At 56.7% G+C, this 20,383-nt stretch carries 17 protein-coding genes; 6 read left to right on the top strand and 11 right to left on the bottom strand.

The window, feature by feature from the left end:
- Positions 1-182: 182 nt before the first annotated feature.
- From RBB47_RS30625 to RBB47_RS30590, 8 genes are all read right to left on the bottom strand, one after another.
- A complete protein-coding gene (locus RBB47_RS30625) occupies positions 183-1,487 on the bottom strand; it encodes a sugar ABC transporter substrate-binding protein (RefSeq protein ID WP_305989737.1) in 1,305 nt (434 codons plus the stop codon).
- Between the two features lie 163 nt (positions 1,488-1,650).
- Positions 1,651-2,607 (bottom strand): sugar-binding transcriptional regulator, encoded by a 957-nt coding sequence (locus RBB47_RS30620; protein ID WP_305989736.1) that lies wholly within the window; start codon positions 2,605-2,607, stop codon positions 1,651-1,653.
- A complete protein-coding gene (locus RBB47_RS30615; RefSeq protein ID WP_305989735.1) occupies positions 2,604-3,284 on the bottom strand; it encodes an HAD family phosphatase in 681 nt (226 codons plus the stop codon). Before RBB47_RS30615 ends, RBB47_RS30620 begins: the two co-directional genes overlap by 4 nt.
- 42 nt (positions 3,285-3,326) lie before the next feature.
- Positions 3,327-3,995, bottom strand: a complete 669-nt coding sequence (locus RBB47_RS30610) for a DUF1523 family protein (RefSeq protein WP_305989734.1) — start codon at positions 3,993-3,995, stop codon at positions 3,327-3,329.
- Complete coding sequence (locus tag RBB47_RS30605; RefSeq protein ID WP_305989733.1) at positions 3,995-5,377, bottom strand: DUF6638 family protein; 1,383 nt, start codon at positions 5,375-5,377, stop codon at positions 3,995-3,997. Before RBB47_RS30605 ends, RBB47_RS30610 begins: the two co-directional genes overlap by 1 nt.
- Positions 5,374-7,323, bottom strand: a complete 1,950-nt coding sequence (locus tag RBB47_RS30600) for an ATP-binding protein (protein ID WP_305989732.1) — start codon at positions 7,321-7,323, stop codon at positions 5,374-5,376. The genes RBB47_RS30605 and RBB47_RS30600 overlap by 4 nt, the downstream gene beginning before the upstream one ends.
- A gap of 9 nt (positions 7,324-7,332) precedes the next feature.
- The gene (locus RBB47_RS30595) at positions 7,333-8,466 is read right to left on the bottom strand and encodes a hypothetical protein (protein ID WP_305989731.1); all 1,134 of its coding nucleotides are present in this window, start codon (positions 8,464-8,466) and stop codon (positions 7,333-7,335) included.
- A 10-nt stretch (positions 8,467-8,476) separates the two neighbouring features.
- Entirely contained in the window at positions 8,477-9,553 is a 1,077-nt protein-coding gene (locus tag RBB47_RS30590; protein ID WP_305989730.1) for a hypothetical protein, read from the bottom strand.
- Positions 9,554-9,823: 270 nt separating this feature from the next.
- Here RBB47_RS30590 and RBB47_RS30585 point away from each other — a divergent pair, with 270 nt between their 5' ends.
- Positions 9,824-10,234: a hypothetical protein gene (locus RBB47_RS30585; RefSeq protein ID WP_305989729.1), complete on the top strand. Its 411-nt coding sequence runs from the start codon at positions 9,824-9,826 to the stop codon at positions 10,232-10,234.
- Between the two features lie 131 nt (positions 10,235-10,365).
- Entirely contained in the window at positions 10,366-12,150 is a 1,785-nt protein-coding gene (locus RBB47_RS30580) for a VWA domain-containing protein (RefSeq protein ID WP_305989728.1), read from the top strand.
- 269 nt (positions 12,151-12,419) lie between these two features.
- Here the strand turns inward: RBB47_RS30580 and RBB47_RS30575 are convergent, their stop codons facing one another.
- The 3 genes from RBB47_RS30575 to RBB47_RS30565 all read right to left on the bottom strand — a co-directional run bounded on the left by RBB47_RS30575 (position 12,420) and on the right by RBB47_RS30565 (position 14,811).
- A complete protein-coding gene (locus RBB47_RS30575; protein ID WP_305989727.1) occupies positions 12,420-13,286 on the bottom strand; it encodes a hypothetical protein in 867 nt (288 codons plus the stop codon).
- 54 nt (positions 13,287-13,340) lie between these two features.
- Entirely contained in the window at positions 13,341-14,015 is a 675-nt protein-coding gene (locus RBB47_RS30570) for an SH3 domain-containing protein (protein WP_305989726.1), read from the bottom strand.
- A 142-nt stretch (positions 14,016-14,157) separates the two neighbouring features.
- On the bottom strand, positions 14,158-14,811 hold the full coding sequence (locus tag RBB47_RS30565) for a response regulator transcription factor (RefSeq protein ID WP_305989725.1): 654 nt from the start codon (positions 14,809-14,811) through the stop codon (positions 14,158-14,160).
- Between the two features lie 48 nt (positions 14,812-14,859).
- Between RBB47_RS30565 and RBB47_RS30560 the strand changes: the two genes are divergently transcribed.
- From RBB47_RS30560 to RBB47_RS30545, 4 genes are all read left to right on the top strand, one after another.
- Positions 14,860-16,851 (top strand): HAMP domain-containing sensor histidine kinase, encoded by a 1,992-nt coding sequence (locus RBB47_RS30560; RefSeq protein WP_305989724.1) that lies wholly within the window; start codon positions 14,860-14,862, stop codon positions 16,849-16,851.
- A 294-nt stretch (positions 16,852-17,145) separates the two neighbouring features.
- Entirely contained in the window at positions 17,146-17,952 is an 807-nt protein-coding gene (locus RBB47_RS30555; RefSeq protein WP_305989723.1) for a GNAT family N-acetyltransferase, read from the top strand.
- Between the two features lie 43 nt (positions 17,953-17,995).
- Positions 17,996-18,583: a hypothetical protein gene (locus tag RBB47_RS30550; protein WP_305989722.1), complete on the top strand. Its 588-nt coding sequence runs from the start codon at positions 17,996-17,998 to the stop codon at positions 18,581-18,583.
- A 67-nt stretch (positions 18,584-18,650) separates the two neighbouring features.
- On the top strand, positions 18,651-20,198 hold the full coding sequence (locus RBB47_RS30545) for a polyamine aminopropyltransferase (protein ID WP_305989721.1): 1,548 nt from the start codon (positions 18,651-18,653) through the stop codon (positions 20,196-20,198).
- Positions 20,199-20,383 lie beyond the last annotated feature (185 nt).

Genomic DNA, 20,383 nt, shown 5'->3' with positions numbered 1-20,383 from the left:
CCAATAACAGGATAACAGCTGGCGCCATCATGAAACGCGCCGCAGAACGGGAATGCTGGGTAGCCATCGGCACACCTTCTCTGTTGACGGCGACAGGGCGCCGAAGCGAGCGGGTGATAATTTAGAGTAGAAACAAAGAGGGAGGGCGGACTGGTCCGCCCTCCCAGTCGGGGAGGAAACCCTTAGTAGCCTGCGGCTTCCATTTCCTCAGCCACGATGGTCTGCGCTTTGGCAAGCGCCTCATCCGGGGTCTGCTGTCCGGCGACCATTGCCGAGAACTCCTGTCCGGCAGCCGTACCGATGCCGGCCCACTCGGGGATCGCGACATACTGGATACCGACATACGGGACCGGTTGAACAGTCGGGCTGTCAGGATTGGCGGCGTTGATGCTTTCCAGCGTCATCGCGGCAAACGGGACCTTCTGGTACTCCGGATTTTCATAGAGCGAGGTTCTCGCGCCCGGAGGAACATTCGCCCAGCCTTCTTTCGAAGCAACCAGTTCGATGTAGCCCTTGGACGTTGCCCACTCGATGAACTGTTTGGCAGCAGCTTCTTTCTGCGTGCCGGCCGGAATGGCAAGTGCCCAGGCCCAGAGCCAGTTCGCGCGCTTGTCGACGCCTTCCTTGTTGGGCGCCAGGGCGAACCCAACCTTGTCGGCGACGGTGGAATCGTTCGGGTTGGTCACGAAGGATGCCGCGACGGTCGCGTCGATCCACATGCCGCACTTGCCCTGCTGGAACAGTGCAAGGTTTTCGTTAAACCCGTTGGTCGACGCACCCGGAGGCCCGTAGTTTTCCAACATGTTGTAGTAGAAAGTGACAGCTTCGTTCCACTCGGGAGTGTCAAGCTGCGGCTTCCAGTTCTCGTCGAACCAGCGAGCGCCGAAGGAATTGGCGACAGTGGTGATGAACGCCATGTTCTCACCCCAGCCAGCCTTACCGCGAAGGCAGACGCCGTAGATTTCGTTGTCCTTGTCGGTCATGGCCTTGGCAGCGGCTTCAACGTCGCTCCATGTCGGCGCATCCGGCATCGTCAGACCTGCTTTTTCCATCAGGTCGGTGCGATACATGATCATCGAGGATTCGCCGTAGAACGGCGCTGCGTACAGGCTGCCGTCATGGCTCAAGCCTGCGCGCATGGCGGGCAGGATGTCGGATGCGTCATAGGACGCCGGAAGATCATCAAGCGAGACGAGCCACTCATTGGCTGCCCAGATCGGGGTCTCGTACATGCCGATGGTCATGATATCGAACTGGCCGCCCTTGGCGGCGATATCCTGGGTCACGCGCTGGCGCAGGACGTTTTCTTCCAGGGTCACCCATTCGACTTCGTGCCCGGTCTTGGCAGTGAAGTCGTCGGTCAGACCCTGCATGCGGATCATGTCACCGTTGTTCACGGTAGCGATAGTAAGAGTTTCTGCGGAAGCCGTAGCGCACAACGCTGCGACCGCGCATGCGCTGAGCAGCGCACGGGTATGAAATGCCATGTTTTCCTCCCAAACGAGATGGGCATTTGCCATTCTTGCGGGCAAATATTCGATCAATAGACGTGCATGAGTCAAGGCCCAAATGGGCAGAAAATAGAAAAGTCTTTTGCTGCGTTGCAGAAAACTTATGTTTTATAATGCTTTACTGAAAGTGAGCAAATGCTCAGTGCTTGAGCAATTGTTCGGCTGTCGTCTCGTTGGTGATCAAACAGTTGATCAATTTGCCCGTCAACGCGCCTGCGATAGCAGGAACTTTGGCTTCGCCGGCTGCGACGCCGTAGACAGGCTTGTCCCGTGCGGCCATTAGCGGCGCGCTCGCCACAAGGTCGTTCGACAGGCCGTCAATCAGGTTTCCGTCCTGGGTGTAGGCCCAGCTCGTGATTTCACCGACCGCCCCTGCATTTTCCAGCGCGCGCATTTCGTCAAGCGTGACAAAACCGTCGACCGTCATGGGCGCCGTCGGGCCTATGTTGCCAACGCCGACAAACGTCGCGTCGGCCTGGCGGATGAGGTCGAGAATATTGTGGACCGCTTCCTGGTTATGAAGGAGCTGAAGTTCTTCGCGTGAGCGCGCGAAGACGGGCAACGGCATCGGATAATGGCGGGCGTTTATTCTTTCGGCCAGGCGAATGATGACGTTGTAGGCCGATGCCGATCCGTCGGACATCATGTTGCCGAGAAGGGAAACGACGCGATGCTGAGGGCAGTCCATCGTCGGTAGCTGGTCAACGGATGCCCGAAGCGACCGTCCCGTTCCGAATGAAATGATTTTCGGTTGCGGTGACCGGAAATGTCGCTCCATTTCAGCGGCCGCGGCCTGTGCGATACCGATCGGTGAGGTGGGTACGTCCGGGTCACTTGGCACGACTTCGCAGTTCAGTAGGTCGAACTTATCGCTGAGCCGGCTGCTGAGTTCCATGCAACGGGCTATGGGGTGGTCCAGACGAACCTTGATCAGCCGTTCGCTGACCGCGAGGGAAACCAGCCGTTGGGCCGATTGTCGTGAGACACCGAGCTTTCTGGCAATCTCGTCCTGTGTGTTGCCGGCAACGTAATATAGCCATCCCGCGCGCGCGGCATCGTCAAGGCGGGAGCTCTCGGCAGTGTTTTTCTGTTTCATGTCAGCTCTTGTTTCAGATCCGGCCTAAGCTGATAGAAATCATCGAAAGATGCAAACGCCAGCGATGCGCCCGCCGCCGGATCGCGCGTGTTTCGCAGGTTCTCCAGGTGCGAGCCACCGATGAACCGCCAGACTGTCATCCCGGCCGCCAATCCTGCCTTGATACCGTTTTCGCTGTCTTCGATGACAAGGCATCGCGCAGGATCTGCCCCGCGTTTTTCAGCTGCGAGAAGGAAGAGATCCGGTGCGGGTTTGCCGTGCAGAACCTCTGCCGCCGTGGTCGTGCGTTGGTGAAAGAGGTCCGTGAACCCTGTGATATCAAGCGACTTTGCAAGGCGTGGTGGGCTTGAACTGGTGGCAAGGCAGTAATCCGCCGCCAGATGTTCAACCACATTCCGCACACCGGCGACCGGTCTCAAGTCACGCTCAAAGGCACTGAGAAGATTCGCCCGATACTGGGTCTCAAATTCGGGCGGCAAGTCGACGCCGAATTCATCACGGATCTGCTGCAGCACCACCGGATAACTCCTGCCGAGAAAATGGTGAGTGACATAATCCATCGTGATGTTGACGTTTCTTTTTGCCAGTTCGGAAACCAGCATGCGCGCGCTGATGACCTCGCTGTCGATCAATACGCCGTCGCAATCAAATATGACCAGGTCAATGTCGGAAGACACGGAGTGTGTTCACTTTCGCAGGTGTTTTTGTTCTTTTTCTTGTCAGCCGAACCACCGTTTGAGCCAACGGCGGAACCCGCTTGTTGCTGCGCTGGCATGTTTTTCAGCATGCGCGCGGGCCTGTTCGGCATTGTCTCCGACATCATCAATGAACTCGTCGATATTTTCGACAACCGGATCGATCCGCCTGCGTTTGAACGCCTGTATCATTCTAAAGATCAGGAAAGCGATCAGGGCGAGTATCAGCAAGAAGATGATGTTGAACCAGGGAATGAGAAAGACATCCGGGCCCGAGACCCGCTCAATGCTGATCACATTCGGAAAAATCGTAAAAAGCTCGACCCGCCAGCCGTAGTGGGTGACCGCGACCCAGATATCGTCCGACTGCTTGGCAAGATCCTGTGCCTGCGCCGTCACGTTGCCGCTGTCGAACTTGAAATAGGGCGGCCAGCCCCAGTCAGTATCCTCGTTGCGATAGACACGGGAGCCGCCGTCTGGCCAGACCGCGTTGATGAAGCGGACGTCGCGAGTCCAGTTCGGGTTCGTACCGGCATCCTGGGCGGCCCAGAAAAAGGCCGACGAGCCGATATCCATGCGTTTGACATCGGTGCCGACAATTCGAACGACATCGCGGCTCGGCAACGTGTAGTGGGCGAACAAAACGATCACCAGCACAATCGGGATGCCGACGATCCACAGGAGGTATTTCATCAGTCGTCGTCTTCCTCGTCGTCGTCGTCATCATCGTCGTCGCCCGGAATGGCACCCCAAGGGCCCATGTTCTTTCCGAACCCGAAGTCTTCGTCTTCATCCTCTCCGCTCATGCCGGGTTCCGGGCCGAACAGCTCAAGACGCGTTCCAACCTTGTCGACGACATATTCCTCTGCAAGGAACTGTGCGGCAAAGGTCTTTTTCGCTTCGCTCCAGGTCTGGTACTGCGCGTAGAACGATTCCTTGTGGCAGATGAACAATTGCCGGAAGTCGAGCGGTGTCAGTTCAGCAAGGAGCATATTGACCAGGTGCTTGTCCGCGTGGTTCGTCGAGCGCAGCAGATAGAAGAAAGCCGGATCTTCGGGCGTGATCCGGGGAAGCCGGCCTCCTTTTACGAGCTGGCGCAACAGGCGTTCAAGCGTATGGTATTCCTCGGGAAGCTCCCGATGATACTTGCGTTTCAGGGCGCGAAGGTCCCTGCGTGAAACGTCCGTCAGGTCTTCGCCGCTGTTTGCGGCTGCATCAATGACAATGAAGTCGAGCTTCTGCCGGAAGATGCTTTCAGCGCGTTTTCTGTCGGCCTCGAAGATCGGCTCAACCAGCTTGTTTCTGGACAGGAATGACGCAAGTTCGCGTCGGTCTGCCATTGTCAGAATGTGTTTGACCGGGAGGTTGTCAACGATCTCCAGTTTGCGTGACGCGATGCAGGCGGTTCTTTTCACGTCACGGAAAATGTAAAGCCCGCCATAGTGACTGGTATGGAAGTTTCCCTGTTCGAAGCTTTGCGGCTGCAGGGCGATCGGTGTGCGGATGATGTCGCCGGTATGCTTGGAGAGTTCGACCATCTCGGCAATCAGGACATCGTCCCACCAGCCGTCCGGCTCGGTCATGAACCGGTCTATCTTGTCCGAAAGTTCTTCTCCGGCCTCCACGTGGCCACCAACCGTATCGGCCTCGACGTCGATCTTCTGGATGTCAAAGAGGTCGAGCGGGGACCTGATCGAAAAAACAGTGTTGACCAGTTCGCCAACAACGGCATCTCGGATCGAAAGCGCGAACAGCTGCTCTTCGTTGTCATCGATAAAGCGCCGCAGAATCGATCGTGAGGTGGAAAAATGAGCATTCAGAAGCGGCGCTGTTTTCTGGGCGACATTCAGGAGAATGAACTGTCGGTTACAGCCATTGGGATTGAGATAAAGCGGATCGCCGAACTCCTCGCCGATCTCGGGCGAGAAACCGGAAATGTCGACATGAAATTCTTCAAGGCTGGTTCGCTTGCCGGTCAGATGTTCCAGTGCACGGTTGTAGCGGTTCACCATGGAGGCTGAAGATACCTCCACGAGATTTCCGTACATCAGACCGTGTTTGACCAGACGCATCATGAGCGTGACAGCTCCATGTAGCGGCGCTTGGCTTCTTCCATCCGCTGCATCTCGCGGACCGCGTTTTCAATCGCGACCTCGTCAGACTTGTCGGCATAGCGGAATTCGCTATCGGCGTAGCGGTTGATTTCCTGAATCACCATCTCCACCGTGATCGGCCGGGCAAGCTCTGCGATCATGGATTTCTTGGTCTCGTAATCCTTGAACAGGAAAAGGTCCGGGTTTTCCATCCACTCGTCCGGCAGTTCGAAATCCATCGCCCTTACCTTGATGGCATCGGTGATGTTCTTGATCGCACGTCCGGTAAATCGTTCGTCCGCTTCCTGGATGGCCTTCAGATAGGCACCAAGCCGGGCGATTGTGTCGAGATCACCGATCTCGGCTTTGACCCGCTCGAAAACCGTGACCAGAGCCTCTTCCTTCGGCCTTGCGTGGCTTTCGTAGGACGCGGCGACAGCCTTTTGAATCACCTGGGCTTCGAACAGGTCATGATCTCCAACCGGAATGGAGTGATTTCTTCCCATCAGCAGGTAGAGAATGTCGATGTAGTCTTCCCGGCTCTGCGGCCCGTCGACCAGAAATCTTGCACCGGCGCGCTGGCGCAAGGCGTCGTCGACGTTTTCCGGATAGTTGGAAAACATGCCGAAGGTGCAGTTGCCGCGCACGACCGTGTTGGCCCCGGCGAAACTCTCCATCAACACCGCCGTTATCTCGAGCTGGCCGGCGGACGACTGGCGATCGCCGCGCTTGCCGGCAAGCTGGTCGATGTCGTCGATCGTGCCGAAGCCGATGACATTCGGGTCGGTCACCGTCTTGATGAAAGCCTTTGCATTCTGCGCCGACTTGCCCTGGTAGCTGTCTATGCTCTCGGTCGAGAGATTCTGATAGCGGAACGCGTAGCCGGCATTGCTGCAGTAATCGTTGATGAGGCCGGCCATCATCTGGATCAGCGTGGTCTTGCCGGTTCCGGGCTTGCCGTCACCCATGAAGGTGAAAATGAACCCGCCAAGCTCGGCGAACGGATTGAGCTTGCGCTCGAAATCATAGGCCATCAGCATCTTGGCAAGTTTCATCGCCTGATACTTGGCAATATGGTTGCCGACGACTTCCTCCGGCTTCTTGAACGTCATCGTCAATGCGGAGGAACGGGCTCTTGCAGCCGGGGTGAAGCCGGTGATTTCGAAATTGTCGGCCTCGACCCGGTAACGCGCTTCTGAAAAGGGTTGCAGCAGGGCGATACCCTCGGCCCTCAAGGTCACTTTCTCCATCAGCTGTTCGCAGAAGGAGGTGATCAGGCCGACGAGCTGCGTGTCGGTTTCGACAGAGGCTGCGGCAATTTCCTGGTCCAGTTCCCACAGAGCACCGTGAAGCGCAAGCTGGTCGTTGTCGAGTAGGATTTCTTCCACCTCGCCGCACTGGATTTCACTCTCTTCGGTTTCGGCCGCAAGACCGGTGATGAGAAAATCCGTCATGTTGGCAAAGACGTGCAGAGAAATCAGCGCTGAGGCGGACAGAAGCTGCTGGAACCTGTCTTTCTGCGAAGCGTCAAGCGTGCCCGCAAGATTGCTGCGTTTCAGGTCGGACAGACCTGTTTGCTCGGCAAACTGGTCGGACATGACCTGCGAGACAGACAGGGCCCGGCGCAAGGCTCTCAGAACGCTTGCCTGCAGCGGCGTTGTCAACGCGTCCTCGTCGCTTTCAAGGATGCGTTCCGACAGCTGGACCCCTTCCGGGCGCGCGGTTGAGCGTGTCACGAGGCCCGGTGTTGTGGACCGGAAGCGCCGCCTCGTGCCGAGGCCGGGTGAACGCTCCTGAACGACGTTGGGTTCGCGTTTGGCGGCAATGCGCGGGGTGTGGTCGAAACCGGAAAGCATGGTTTCCGCGGTTTGGTATTTTTCGCGGATCTTGTCTTCTTTCAATTCCATGAGGTCGTTGGAAAGAGTCACGCTGGAAACCTATTTGTAGCTGAGAATCTTGCCGCTCGGACTGACGGCATATTTGCGGATATTGGCAAAACCGGGCGGGTTCAGTTCTTCCAGAACCTGGTAGGGGCGCTGCGGCAGAATGAGCGAGCGCCGCCTGTGCGTGTGCCCGGCGGCGTCCTGGCCACCGTCTCCCGTCACCGCGAAGGGGTCGAGATCGTAGACCTGGCGCTCGATTGTGGAGAAGAAGCCGGACGATTCCTGTTCGGTTCCCGAGGCAATCAGGGTTTCCGTTGTCCAGGCGAGCGCCCAGTCTTCGCCGCGTTTCTGGCCTGCCTGGGCCAGCACGTCGCGCAAGGGACCGGATTGCTGCGTGAATGTGTGGCTGTACATCGGACCGATGTAGAACCGGCGCAACCGTTTGGGGTGCAGATCCGAAAAGTCCTGATCGAAGCCGCGCGCGATTGTCACAAGCTTCAGTCCTGCGGAGGACTGAGCCGTCAGGTGGCCCTGGACGCGTGGCCAGCGCCGTTCATCCTTGGCAAGAGGCCGTCGGCCGCTGTCTTCAAGATCCATGACGTAGATCAGCGGAATGTTCTGCAAGCTGTCGTAAACGGCCCAGTGCAGCCTGTATTTCCGGCGTTTTTCGTTGATATTGCCCGTCCAGGCGAGGCGCGGGTCATTGCGTGCCCAGAACAGCGAGGCGGATGTCAGCTGTTCGTAATATTGCCGTTCGGACGCCGCAAACTGTAGGTTTACCGGGGCAGACTGCTCCCGCAGGATATGGTTCACCATGGCGACCTTCAGGTCGCGCATGACGGGCAGGGACCTGAGGTGGTTTTCCGCCTGCATGGCATCATTCGCCATCTCCAGGAGTTCCTGATAGATCGGGAACCCGCTTTCCTGACGGTCGATGCTCAAGAGGGTCGGCAGCTTGTCCGAAACGCGTCCGGCCAGAAGATACTTGTAGGAAAGCGCGGTGAACGTGCCGGAGAGGGCTTCTAGATACTGTTTCAGGATCGGGATTTCGGAATAGAGCGCCGTGTCCTCCGACACGACGCTGTCCGCGACGCCCTGCAAATGCGAGATGATGCGCTCGAATTTGGCGAAGTAGCGCCGTGTTTCATGCGCTTCTTCCAGTACTCTGTGGTCGAGTGTCAGATCCAACGTTCAGCCCTCAGGCTCCGTAGGCATTCTTGTCGTGTTTCTCGACAATCTGCTGGAAGCGGCGGGCGAAACGCTCGTCCGATTTCGCTTTTTCTTCCAAGACCTTGCGTGCAAAGACCATGTGGTCCTCGTGCGCTTCCATCATGTCGGCCATGCGCTGGTTGGTGGCCGAACCTATGGCGGCCATCGCAGACTGGGCTTCCTTGTCCGTCGCCACGCCGATCTCGTTGATCTTGTGGGCAACATCCTGCTGCTGGGCCGTTTTCAGAGATTTGACCAAGGCATCGTAGAGAACCACGCGCTGCTTGGTATCCGTCTGCAGCTTGTTGATCAGCACCATCTGCGTCGCGGCCTGGTTCTGCAGGCTGTCGACCCAGGTCTTGCCCTTCTCGATGTAGCGTTCAAGTGTCTGGCTTTCCGCCAGCTTGACCTGCTCTTCCTGGGCAAGCCTGTTGTACTCCGAGTTCAATTCGGCGAGCTCGGATTCCAGCTTGGTTCGCGCCGCAGCATCGGTCTCGACGGAAATCTTGTTTTCCAGCGCAATGATCTTGGGATCCATTGCCACCAACTCTTTCTTGATGTCCTCAAGATTGGCAACGGTCTGTTCGCGCTGGTTGAGGGTTTCGCCGAGGTTGCCCTCGACGCGTTTGCTGTGTTCGTTGAGCGTGTTCAGCTGGTCCTGCAGCAACTGGCCGATGACATTCGACTTGGCAATCAGGTCCTGGAGCTTGTCATCGATGCTCGCGGTGCGCATGCGCTCCTGGCGGATGCTGTCGGATCTGGCCTTCGAGAAAAAGCCGATAAATGTTTCCCAACCCGTTTTCGAGCGCATGGCGTCGAAGTCTTTTGAGAACGTGGCGGTGACGTCGTCGAGGCCCATGATCAGCTCGGCGATGTTGGCGCCCATCAGTTCCGTATGAGCGTGGACGTCATCCAGCGTCGCGTTCTCAATGTCGATTGAAATATCCTGACCCGAATCGAGTTTCGAGCGCGCGGTCTCTATTTTTGACGTCAGCTCGCTGATTTTCTGCTGTGCCGCTGCGACTTCCTTCTTGGATTTTTCAATTTGAGCGCTGAAATCTGCCATGTGCCCCTTCCCGAAAATCAAACAATATTACCACGCTCATGTAGCGACTCTTTATAGAAATACAATTACAAGGCGGGCGTCTATTAGCGTCTTATCTTAAGCTTATTGCTAACCAAAAACCACCAGTAACCTGGCTCTGAACGCGTTCTTCAATTCTCCAATTGGGGTATCGACCCCATACAGCGAAGCGCTTGGAACTGCCACCTTTCCGTTATCGACAAATCGATGAAACGCTCCAAGGGAGCACATTTTTTGGAAAGGAATAAAACGATGAAAATGATTGCAAAAACCGCTGTTGCCGCCGCCTTTGTTGCAGTGGGTGGTCTTGCCGTGCTCGGCGGTGCCCAGGAAGCTCATGCAGGCTTTGATATCTGCAAGAAGGTCAAGATCACGGTCAAGAACAGCACTGGCGGACCGGTCAAGCTTTTCGACCTGGACTATCACGATTACGGATCGAACCGGAAGCGTTCGGAGAACATCAAGAACCGCGTCATTCCGAACGGCGGCTCCTACAGCTGGAAGCGCAACCTGGAAGGCGTAAACAACGCCAAGACACATATCCGGGCCCAGTACACACGGCTTAAGTCAAACGGCCGCTGGGATCAGGCGCGCTACTGGTGGTCTGACTCCGGTGCATCCGTATGCTCCCGCGGGAAGAGCTACCGGATCGTTCTCCGTTGATCCGCTGACCAAACGAAACGCCGCACCGGCAGGGGTGCGGTGTTCAAGTTTTTCAAAAACCCAACGAGTTGCTACCCGAGCGGATTGTGCCTTCGGGCTATGTCCTTCGGGCCTTCGAAAGGACACCTCTCATGATGCAGAGTAAACATCTTTCCAAAGCCGTCCTGATCAGTTCGGCTTCCATCGTCACGCTGGCTTTTGTTGCCATTGCCGCACAAACTGTCGACTGGTCTGAAGTCGGCAAAAATTTCAAGGACACGGCGGTAACGGAGCAAGTTGAGCTTACCGAAGCAGATCAGGAAACTGCGCCCCCGCAAGAAACGCTTCTGGATGCGATCGTTCCGACACCTCAACCTGTTCAGCCTGCGCCCGACCGTAATCGCGCGAACGCGAAGACGTCCGGCGGAGGCCTGCTTTCGCTGCACTCATCCGTTCCGTCGAGCGCTGGTCAGTCCCGGATCATGCTCCCCCCCGATCCGGGCCGTACTCTTGTTCAGACGGAAGATCGTGAACGATTTGCGAGCGCCGATCCCAACCCGCTGAGACAGGTCTCCAAGGATCCGGTCTCCACGTTCTCCATCGATGTCGACACCGCGTCCTATTCGTTCATCAGGTCAAATCTGAACGGTGGCTATACGCCTAATCCCGATGCGGTGCGCGTTGAAGAGATGATCAATTACTTCGACTACGACTACCGTGTTCCCGAAGAAGGACATGCCCCGTTTGCGACCAGCGTGTCGGTGTTCGAGACGCCCTGGAACAAACACACCAAGCTGATGCAGGTAGGCATTCAGGGGTACAAGGTTCCGCTTGAAGATCTGCCGCCACAGAACCTGGTGTTTCTGATCGACACGTCCGGGTCGATGGCGGATGCAAACAAGCTGCCGCTGTTGCAGCAGTCTTTCCGTCTTTTGCTGTCGACGCTCCGCGATGAGGATGAGGTTGCGATCGTGACCTATGCCGGAAGTGCCGGCGTTCTGCTGGAACCGACGAAAGTTACGGAGAAGTCCCTCATTCTTGAGAAGATCAACGCGCTGACGTCAGGCGGCTCAACAGCCGGACACGCAGGCCTGAAGGGAGCCTATGCACTTGCCGAGAAGATGACCGGCGAAGGCGAACAGACGCGCGTCATTCTGGCGACCGACGGCGATTTCAACGTCGGGCTTGCTGACACGGAAAGCTTGAAGCGCTTCGTGACGGACAAGCGCAAGCAGGGAACGGCTCTTTCGGTTCTGGGTTTTGGACGCGGCAACTACAATGACGAACTGATGCAGACACTTGCCCAGAACGGTCAGGGAGTAGCTGCCTATATCGATACCTTGTCCGAAGCACGCAAAGTGCTTGTCGACCAGGTCGTCAGCTCGATTTCCATGATTGCGCAGGACGTAAAGATCCAGGTGGAGTTTAACCCGGCAACGGTCGCGGAATACCGCCTCATCGGCTACGAAACGCGTGCGCTCAAGACCGAGGACTTCAAGAACGACAAGGTGGATGCCGGTGATATCGGTGCCGGACACAATGTGACGGCCATCTACGAAGTCACACCTGTCGGGTCGCCTGCGCAAAAGTTTTCGGACCTGCGCTATGGAGACGGCGGTGAAACGTTCGAACCGGTCTCTGGGTCTCATCAGGGCGAACTGGCTTATGTGAAGTTGCGCTACAAGACACCAGGTGCAGAAAACAGCCAGCTCATCGAAACCGCGGTCACGGACGACTCCAACGACATCCCGCGCGAAGAAACGCTCTTTGCGGCCTCGGTGGCCTCTTTTGGACAGTTGCTCAAGGGGAGCGATTATCTCGGCGACTGGAGCTACGAAGATGCGGAGAAACTTGCGAAGGACAACATGGGGGCCGACCGTTTCGGATACCGGTCCGAGTACCTCTCGCTTGTCAGGCTGGCTCAAGTGACGGAGTGACTGACCTTGTCGTCCCGGTTTGCTGCGCAAGCAGCAAGACCGGGACCCAGTATTCCGTGTGGCTTGCGATTTAACGAAGATGGTCGGACAAGCGCTTACCGGATTTCGCCCTTACGCTGCGCTCCAGCCGGAATGACACTTTTACAGATGCGAGGTCGGGCCATAAGGCCGATTTTTCATTCAACCGGGCAGCAGTGGATCGACATATTGCAGAGACATCGTTGAATTGAACCGGCGCGTCGTCTGACGTGCCGGTCTTTTTTTGATCCTTACTTGTCCCTGAGCCAGTCGACGGATACCTGGGTGCCGTCCGCGTTGTTCAGGTCCAGCCGGTTGGACAGGATCAGCGACAAGGCCCCGATATCGTTGGTTTTCCAAAGATAGAGCGTGTGCCTGGTCGGCTCAAAGCGTGCACAAGTGCTCGCGCCGACGCCTGCGATGTATCGCGGCGGGCCGTTTCTGCGGATGTCAAACGCCTTTGCGCCGCTGGCATCTTCCGGATTGTTGAGACAGACCGTGACAAGGCGTGCACTGACGGCCTCGTCCAATTGAGGTTGCGGGACGGCAGCTGAAAGACTGGATCCCAGAACTCCCCCTGTTTCGCTGTCGATCTGTGTACCGGGTGCGGCGTCTTCGAGTTGAGGCTCGCTGTGAGCGTACAAACGCATCTGCCGCTCGGAGAGGCGGCTTTCGATTTCCGCGACCGCGTCTGCCTGTGGTGCAGGTGCTGGTACTGGCGCAGGTGCTTGTGCCGGCATGGGGACGGCATTTCGTGCAAACCCGTCTGACTGGTTTTGCGCGCGCATTCGCGTTTTCGTATCCGCCAGACTTTCAGCAGCCTCTTTTGCCGGCGCGACTTTGGATTTCGCGCGTGCGGCGACTGCGGCAGTGTCGGTGGGGGCTGCCTGCAGGAGTGCTGCCGGAGCCCTTTCAGTTTCGGTCAAAGACGGTTCGGCTGCTGCTTGCTCCGGGACATCTCCCATCTGGAACCGGATGAGATCATTGTCGCCGCTTTCCAGGAAGGTCGGTTTCGGCGCATCGCTTGCCAGCGACGTGCTGCCGGGTGCGACGGTCGCCAGCGTTCCAATGAGAACACCGAGAAAGACGGTCGCGGTATGTTTGGAAAAGGGGCGCATCTGGCTGGCAGGCTTTTCTCGTCAGGTTAGGTATCGGCTTACACGCGGATCCGTTCAGTTGTCAGATGCAAGATAGCGGGTATTGACCCATCCGGAAATCTGCCGCGTGCGGATTTGGCACCAATTGCCTTCACAGATGTTGGAAAGTTCGACCGTGCAATCGCCCGGAGCGAGTGATCCGACAATCTGGTGGCGCGTTCCGGGTCCGGCTCGCACGTTGAGCATGTCGTCGGCTTTGACGTTGACGCACATACCGGTCGCAATCGGCGACGCGCCGGGCGTCAGAAACACGGCAGGTGGGGCTGCAGCTGTCGTGCAGACACCATTGACGTTTTCGCCGCGTCCACAAATGGGCTTTACCCACATGGACAACAGCTCCCACTGACCGTTGCTGGTCTGGATGACATGACCCTTGTAATGCTCTCCGGCGAGGCTGTCGTCGAGATAGCCGGTCAGCACGATTTCGACATTATATCCTGCATCTTCCTTCTCGATGCTGAGGTCCATGCCTGCGTTTCCCTCAAGGCTTTCCGGGTGGCCTTTCAAAAACGGGGTCAGCACATCTATGAAATCGTCGGCAATTGCGTAGCCCGGTGCGACGCGTATTTCCCGAAAGCCGTCCGCATCAACAGCTCCCTGGGCCAGGGCCTGGCCGCTTGCAAGTAGCGCCGCGACCACAAGCCCCATTATCAGTCTTGTGACGCCGGATAGGTGTGCTGTTTTCAACATGAATCGGATCCTTTCATCGAAGTATGATGAAATAGTGCGTCGATCAGACCAGGCGCGCCATGGGGTCCATCCCCCAATGAGCCCCTGTTTCATATGATCAAAACGATCCAAACCAAACCGACTTCATTTATGAGTCCGTGCCTTAGAGCTCCTTTGACGGATCGATGAGGCCTTCCTTCAGCGCGCGTGCAATCAGTTGCGGAACGGAATGGACCTTCAGCTTCTGCATCAAGCTGGTGCGGTGCTTGTCGACGGTCTTGATGCTGATCCCGAAGCCCTCGGCGATCTCCTTGTTCGACCGCCCGGCGAGGATCATGTTCAGCGTCTGCCTTTCCCGGTCGGTCAGGACCGGCGGTTTCGGTGTCTCTTCCAGTATCTTGAGGAAATAATCCGAGATATGCCGCTGACCGCGCAGGATACCGGGCAGCTTTTCATAAAATTCCGTGTTGTCCGATGCCTTGGAAAAGAGACCGTCGACACCCGCTTCCACCAGATCCGAAACAAGCCCGACTGCTGACACGCCCGTTAGCACAACGACCCGTGTGTCCTTGGACCAGCGACGGGCTTCCACAAGCACTTCGACCCCGCCGGCCATCGGCATGGAAACGTCCAGCAGCAACAAATCCGGCCGGTGCTTGCGGATTTCCGCAATCGCGCTCAGGCCGTCGCCTGCCTCGGCCACGACGCGGATGCCGTCGGGTTCGATCAGACCGGGTTTTTCCAATGCGTCTTTCAGGCCCGTGCGAACAATTGCATGATCATCCGCGATAATTGCGCTGTATCTTTGTTCGTCCACGGCCCAATATCCTCTGCAATGGAATAACCCTTACATGCCTTTTGGAAAATGACCAGTTCCCTCCGCTTCGGCCTGTTCCTGATTTTCTGTCTCTTTGTTCTGGCCGGTAGCCGGGCGGAGACCGTTTTTCTGGAACCCGGGCGTGGTGTGCCGGACATGAAGGCGTCGCTGACCTATTACAGCGACCCGTCGAAATCGCTCGGCGACATCCTGAAGTTCTTTCGGGCGGGTGAGTTCGGCGACGATCTCGATACAACGATGCTGGAGTGGAACTATGCACCAGAGGCCTGGGCCGGCGTCGAAATTTTCAACGATACCATCGACGACGGGCGTGGTGCCGATCCCTTCGTGCTCGTGATCGACTTGCCGCTCGTTAGCGAAGTCGATGCCTATCTGATCCGCGAAAGCGGCTTTACCGAAGGGCTCATCAATTATTCGATTTTCGATCCCTTTGTCGCCGAGCACCATTCAGTAACCCGGCTTCGAACGCCGGTCTTCGAAATCCAGCCTCAGGAATCGGTCGTCCTGCTGGTCAATTTCAAGTTCGGCCCCTTCCAGTCATTCGACATGGCTCTGGAAACACCGTCCGAGCTTGAAGCCTCCGCTTTTGTTTCGGGGATCACGCATACTGCCTTTTATGCCTTCTGCATCTCCAGTCTGGTGTTTTTCTTCGGATTTCACCTGGCAATGAAAAATTGGATCGGCATGCTTTACGCCCTCCAGTTCAGTGTTGGTCTCGCGCTGATTGCCTATATCGACGGTCTGTGGTTCCGGTTCTTTTACCCCGCCAATCCGGCGCTTCAGTCACCGGTCGGCTTTTTCCTGCTGTTTGCCCTGTCCGGCATCGGATTTGTCATTTCCGGACGCTCAGTCAGGGACGAAGGGGGCGAAACGAAACTCTCTGTGGCGTTGACGTCGATGGCACTGCTGTCGGTGCTTGGCTACATCGTTTCCTTCTTTTCCCCGGGTCCTTATCTGGCGCTTTTCAGTTATGCGCTCCTTGTCCTCATGTTTGCCGCCACCCTCCTAGCAAGCCGGGGATGGCGACGCGCGCAAGGGGAGATCCACTTGACGGGTACGCTCATTGCGGTGGCCGGTATCGTTTTGGGTGCCATGCTGCTTTTCCTGCTTGTGGCCGGAAGCCGGGCCGAGATCATCCCGGTGTCGACAGCTGTCAAAGGGTGCTTTTCCGTGCTTCTGGTCGCGACGATGACCGGCCTGACGGCGCATATCATCAATCTTCGCCGCCAGCATTCCAAAGCCGTGCAGGCCGAGTTTGCTGCGCTTGAGGCGGAAGCAAAACGCAGTCAGGAGTTGCTGGTTGCGGAGCGGAATTACTCACGGGCAAGGGAGCTGGCCAGTCTTCGTCAGCGACAGCTGGCAACAGCTTCCCACGATCTCAAACAACCGATCATGTCGTTGCGCATGAATGTCGACAGTCTGGCCGAAAATATGGAGCCGGACGTCAGGTCCCGGTTGAAAGAGGCATTCGATTATATAGAAGCGCTGTCCAACGATTACCTGCGGCAGACCACGCCGGAAGAACCGGCATTGGAGAGCGATAAATCTCCCGCTGCAGAAGGAGGAGGCGGAGCGCAGGCTGAACCGGAAGTTTATGAAATTTCACTGGTTCTCGATACGGTCTACCAGATGTTTACAGAGGAGGCCGTTTCCAAGGGATTGGAACTGCGGCGCGTCCTTTCGAGCAAGACGGTTGCTGTTCCGCCGCTGATCGTCATGCGGATTGTCAGCAATCTTGTCTCGAACGCAGTGAAGTACACGGAACGCGGCAAGGTTCTTTTCGGCGTGCGTGCGCGAGGTGCTTTCTTAAATCTTTGTGTCCTCGACACAGGACCGGGCATGGATACGACGGAGATTTCCGAGTTTGCCGAAGCCTATCGGAAAGGCGACAAGTCCGAAGGACATGGGCTTGGTCTCTCAGTCTGCTACGAACTGGCCAGCGAGAACGGCATGGAGCTTACCTGCACGTCGGAAAAGCAAAAAGGCACGGCATTCGTGCTGACACTTCCCCTGGCCTGACCCGGCCAGCTCGACAGCTTTAAGCACGAAACAGGCTGATCAGAAGTGAGGGTTCACGTCCTACACGCGGCAAACCCTCCTTGGTTGTATTTTTTTGCAAATGATCACGTAATTTAGAGTTGCGTTAAACCATTTGGCAACGAGTCTGCACTTAATAAGTGCATAAATGTTTCTGAGTAGTTCCAACCCGAATTGAGTCCGAGACTCTCGCTACGGAAGCCGTCGTTTTGGCAGGTTTTCCCAGAATTCTGCGGTTTTTCGCGCCCAACAGAGTTGCAACGTTGAGAAAGCTTGATGTTCAAGACCCTATTTGCCGATAAAACGCCGATGCTGAAACCGATGCAACCAAAACATGTTGCACGTGTCGTCGAGATCATTTCGCAGACGGATGAAGATGATGCTTCAGAGGCACTGAGGTCCTTTGAGACCTACGGATTTGACGGCAAATTTGTTCTTTTGCGGGATGGATTTGTTATCGGGATTACCGGTTACGCGGTCGACGACCAGGCCCAGGATGTCGCGTGGCTGTCGTGGCACTACCTTGACGAAAGATTTACCGGTCAGGGCTTCGGTTCGGGCTTGTTTGAAGACCTTCTCAACCATCTGAACTCGGCCGGCTTCCGCATGTTGTTCATTGAAACGAGCGACTACGAAGAAGACGGCGCACCCGTCTATGCAGCGGCACACCGGATGTATGAAAAGTTCGGCGCCAGGAAAACGGTGACGATGCCCGACTACTACGCTCCGGGCGAAGCCAAGATCATCTATGGGCTGGAAAACCAGCAACGGCCCGCACCGCAGTTTGAAATGACCGCTCCTGACAAGGGACTCTCGATTGCCGGTCTTGAAGAGGATCCGGAGTGCGACGGCGTCCTTGGCATTCGTTGGGAGGAGAGCGACGTGCCGGGCACGACAACACTGGCCGACGCAGTCTGGCAGGCGCGGCAGAGCCGGGCGCGGTTGGTTGTCTTCGTTCTGCCGGCGGATCTTTCGATGGCCAATGAGACCGACATCAAGACTGCGGGCTTCAGCCCATGCGGAAACCTTCCCGACTTCTACGCAACTGGCCTGGATCAGGTCTGGTGGTCGCTGAAGCCGTGAATATGTAGCCAGCTAATGAATTGTAAGTCTGAAGGAATTTGGGATGCTGAATAACTTAAAGCTCTTTGGAATTTTCGCGATCCTCGCATTCGTCGCGTACAGCACCTTCTTCAAGGGAGATCGTGAACAGACGGCGGATCTCGGTCAGGTTCTCGACCGCACCGAATTCGCAGTCAACAGATACCAGCAATATCTCGACAAGAAGGGTTTCGATCAGGCGTCGGACGACCAGCTTCAGGAATTCAGCCTCTACCTCGCCGGCACCTTGAACACAGATCCACGCTTTTACGGAAAGCCCTTTGGTATCGCATTGCTGCAGGACGGCAAGTTCCTCGGGTTTGCTGATGAAAACACCAACGACGTTCAAGACGATGGAGAAGGTGATGTCTTCACCATCGAGATCGATGAAGCAAACCGACGCCTGATCGCAACCGATATCGCGGGCAATTCTGCAGGCACGCATATTTCCGGTACGGGTTTCCTGGCCGGGGCGCTGATCGGGACCATGCTCAACCGGCAGCGGGCGGCCGGGATCACGCCGGCAAGTTTCAACAACCGGACTGTCACGTCTCGAGCCAGTTACCGGGCGCCCTCCAGCGCGCGCTCGGGCGGTATTCGAGCCGGTAAATAAGTCAACGGTCACCGGATAAAAACCCGGAGCCTTGAGTGCTCCGGGTTTTCTGAACCAAGAGAAGATTATGGATCAACTTGTTCTGACCAGCCGGTACGCGGATCTCCCGAGAAAACAGGGCGCTATCCTGCTTGCTTCCATTCTTGTCGTTGCCCTTTGCGGTATTGTCTACGAACTCATCATCGGGACCGTCTCCAGCTACCTGATCGGCAATTCCGTCTATCAGTTTTCCATGACTATCGGCTTCTTCATGTTTGCCATGGGTATCGGTTCCTATGTGTCCCGTTTCATTGACGGCAATCTGATCGAAGCCTTTGTCTGGGTGGAGTTGGTGCTCGCCCTGATCGGCGGGCTGTGCAGCATTTCCCTGTTCATGCTGTTTCCGATGGCGCCGTGGTTCTACACCACCGGCATGTTCACATTCATTTTTGCGATCGGCTTTCTGGTCGGGTTGGAAATACCGATCCTGACCCGCGTCCTGTCCGAAGGAGGCACGCTGCGCGAGTCGATATCGGGTGTCCTGTCACTGGATTACATCGGCGCCCTGCTTGGGTCTGTCGCCTTTCCGTTGCTCTTGCTGCCCTCTCTTGGACTGATCTCCTCGTCTTTCGCGATCGGGCTGACAAATGCCGCTGTTGCGCTTTTGAACGTGATCTGGCTGTGGGACCACCTGGACCGGCCGCGCCGAATGCTGTTTTTCGTCCTCTCAACCATTGTCCTCCTATTCGTACTGACGCTGGCAGCCGGCAGGATCACAGCGTTCGCACAGGATCACCTCTACTTCGATCGGGTCGTTTGGAAAAAGCAGTCCGCCTATCAGACCATGGTGGTGACCAACACCTGGCGCAAAAACGATGTCCGCCTTTACATCGATGGGCACCTTCAGTTCGCCGAAGCGGACGAGTACCGCTACCATGAGGCGCTGGTGCATCCGGTCATGTCCTGGGGCCAACCGCCGAAGCGCGTTCTGATCCTTGGCGGCGGCGATGGGCTGGCAGTCCGCGAAGTCCTGCGCCATCCTTCCGTCGAGCAGATCGATCTGGTCGATCTCGACCCGGCAATGACCGACCTCGGATCGAAGTTTGCGCCCGTCGTTCGTCTGAACGAAGGCAGCATGAAAAGCCCGATCCTGAATGTCTTCAATCAGGATGCGTTCGTCTATGTGAAGGAAACGGGTGAGACCTACGACCGGATCATTATCGACTTTCCCGATCCGCACAGCGAAGTGCTGTCAAAGCTCTATTCGATCGAGTTCTATGCGATGGTCTCGGCGATCCTTGAAGAGAATGGAACGCTCGTCACACAGAGCAGTTCGCCCTTCTTTTCACCTCACACCTACTGGACGATTTCGCGGACGCTGGAAGAGCTTTTTCCGGACGTTGTGAACTACCAGATCACCGTGCCGTCCTTTGGCATCTGGGGGTTCAATCTTGCCAGCAAGGCGCCTGGACAGGCACTGGGTCCGTTTCCGCAAGACTTAAAGTCTCTGACGCGAGCGGGCTTCAACTCGGCTTTGAACTTCCCGCGCGACTTGCGGCCGCAGCGCGATCTTCATGTGAATTCGATCTTCAATCCGGTTCTTTATGCAGAGTATGAGCGGGACGTCAAAAACTAGGCCCTGACAGTTTCCGCTGCGTTCTGCCGTGCAACCACGCGAACTTCTTCAAGGGACTTCTTCGTGAGAAAGGGAGGCGGTGACCGCCTCTCTTGACCGGAACCCTGTGACGTCCTCAGACGGTTCCGCCGAGTGATCCTTCGAGTTGTGCGAGTTCCTGTCCGCCTGCCATGAGTTCCTGGAGT

The sequence above is a fragment of the Roseibium sp. MMSF_3544 genome (assembly GCF_030732845.1).
Taxonomy (GTDB): Bacteria; Pseudomonadota; Alphaproteobacteria; order Rhizobiales; family Stappiaceae; genus Roseibium.
The sequence above is the reverse complement of the archived record's forward strand: the minus strand, read 5'-3'. Positions and strand labels throughout refer to the sequence as shown.

Coding starts and splice junctions, on each gene's coding strand:
- RBB47_RS30610 (WP_305989734.1), bottom strand. CDS start 3,995: ATGAAATACCTCCTGTGGATCGTCGGCATCCCGATTGTGCTGGTGATC.
- RBB47_RS30560 (WP_305989724.1), top strand. CDS start 14,860: ATGACCAGTTCCCTCCGCTTCGGCCTGTTCCTGATTTTCTGTCTCTTT.
- RBB47_RS30620 (WP_305989736.1), bottom strand. CDS start 2,607: ATGAAACAGAAAAACACTGCCGAGAGCTCCCGCCTTGACGATGCCGCG.
- RBB47_RS30585 (WP_305989729.1), top strand. CDS start 9,824: ATGAAAATGATTGCAAAAACCGCTGTTGCCGCCGCCTTTGTTGCAGTG.
- RBB47_RS30545 (WP_305989721.1), top strand. CDS start 18,651: ATGGATCAACTTGTTCTGACCAGCCGGTACGCGGATCTCCCGAGAAAA.
- RBB47_RS30625 (WP_305989737.1), bottom strand. CDS start 1,487: ATGGCATTTCATACCCGTGCGCTGCTCAGCGCATGCGCGGTCGCAGCG.
- RBB47_RS30550 (WP_305989722.1), top strand. CDS start 17,996: ATGCTGAATAACTTAAAGCTCTTTGGAATTTTCGCGATCCTCGCATTC.
- RBB47_RS30590 (WP_305989730.1), bottom strand. CDS start 9,553: ATGGCAGATTTCAGCGCTCAAATTGAAAAATCCAAGAAGGAAGTCGCA.
- RBB47_RS30575 (WP_305989727.1), bottom strand. CDS start 13,286: ATGCGCCCCTTTTCCAAACATACCGCGACCGTCTTTCTCGGTGTTCTC.
- RBB47_RS30580 (WP_305989728.1), top strand. CDS start 10,366: ATGATGCAGAGTAAACATCTTTCCAAAGCCGTCCTGATCAGTTCGGCT.
- RBB47_RS30605 (WP_305989733.1), bottom strand. CDS start 5,377: ATGATGCGTCTGGTCAAACACGGTCTGATGTACGGAAATCTCGTGGAG.
- RBB47_RS30570 (WP_305989726.1), bottom strand. CDS start 14,015: ATGTTGAAAACAGCACACCTATCCGGCGTCACAAGACTGATAATGGGG.
- RBB47_RS30555 (WP_305989723.1), top strand. CDS start 17,146: ATGTTCAAGACCCTATTTGCCGATAAAACGCCGATGCTGAAACCGATG.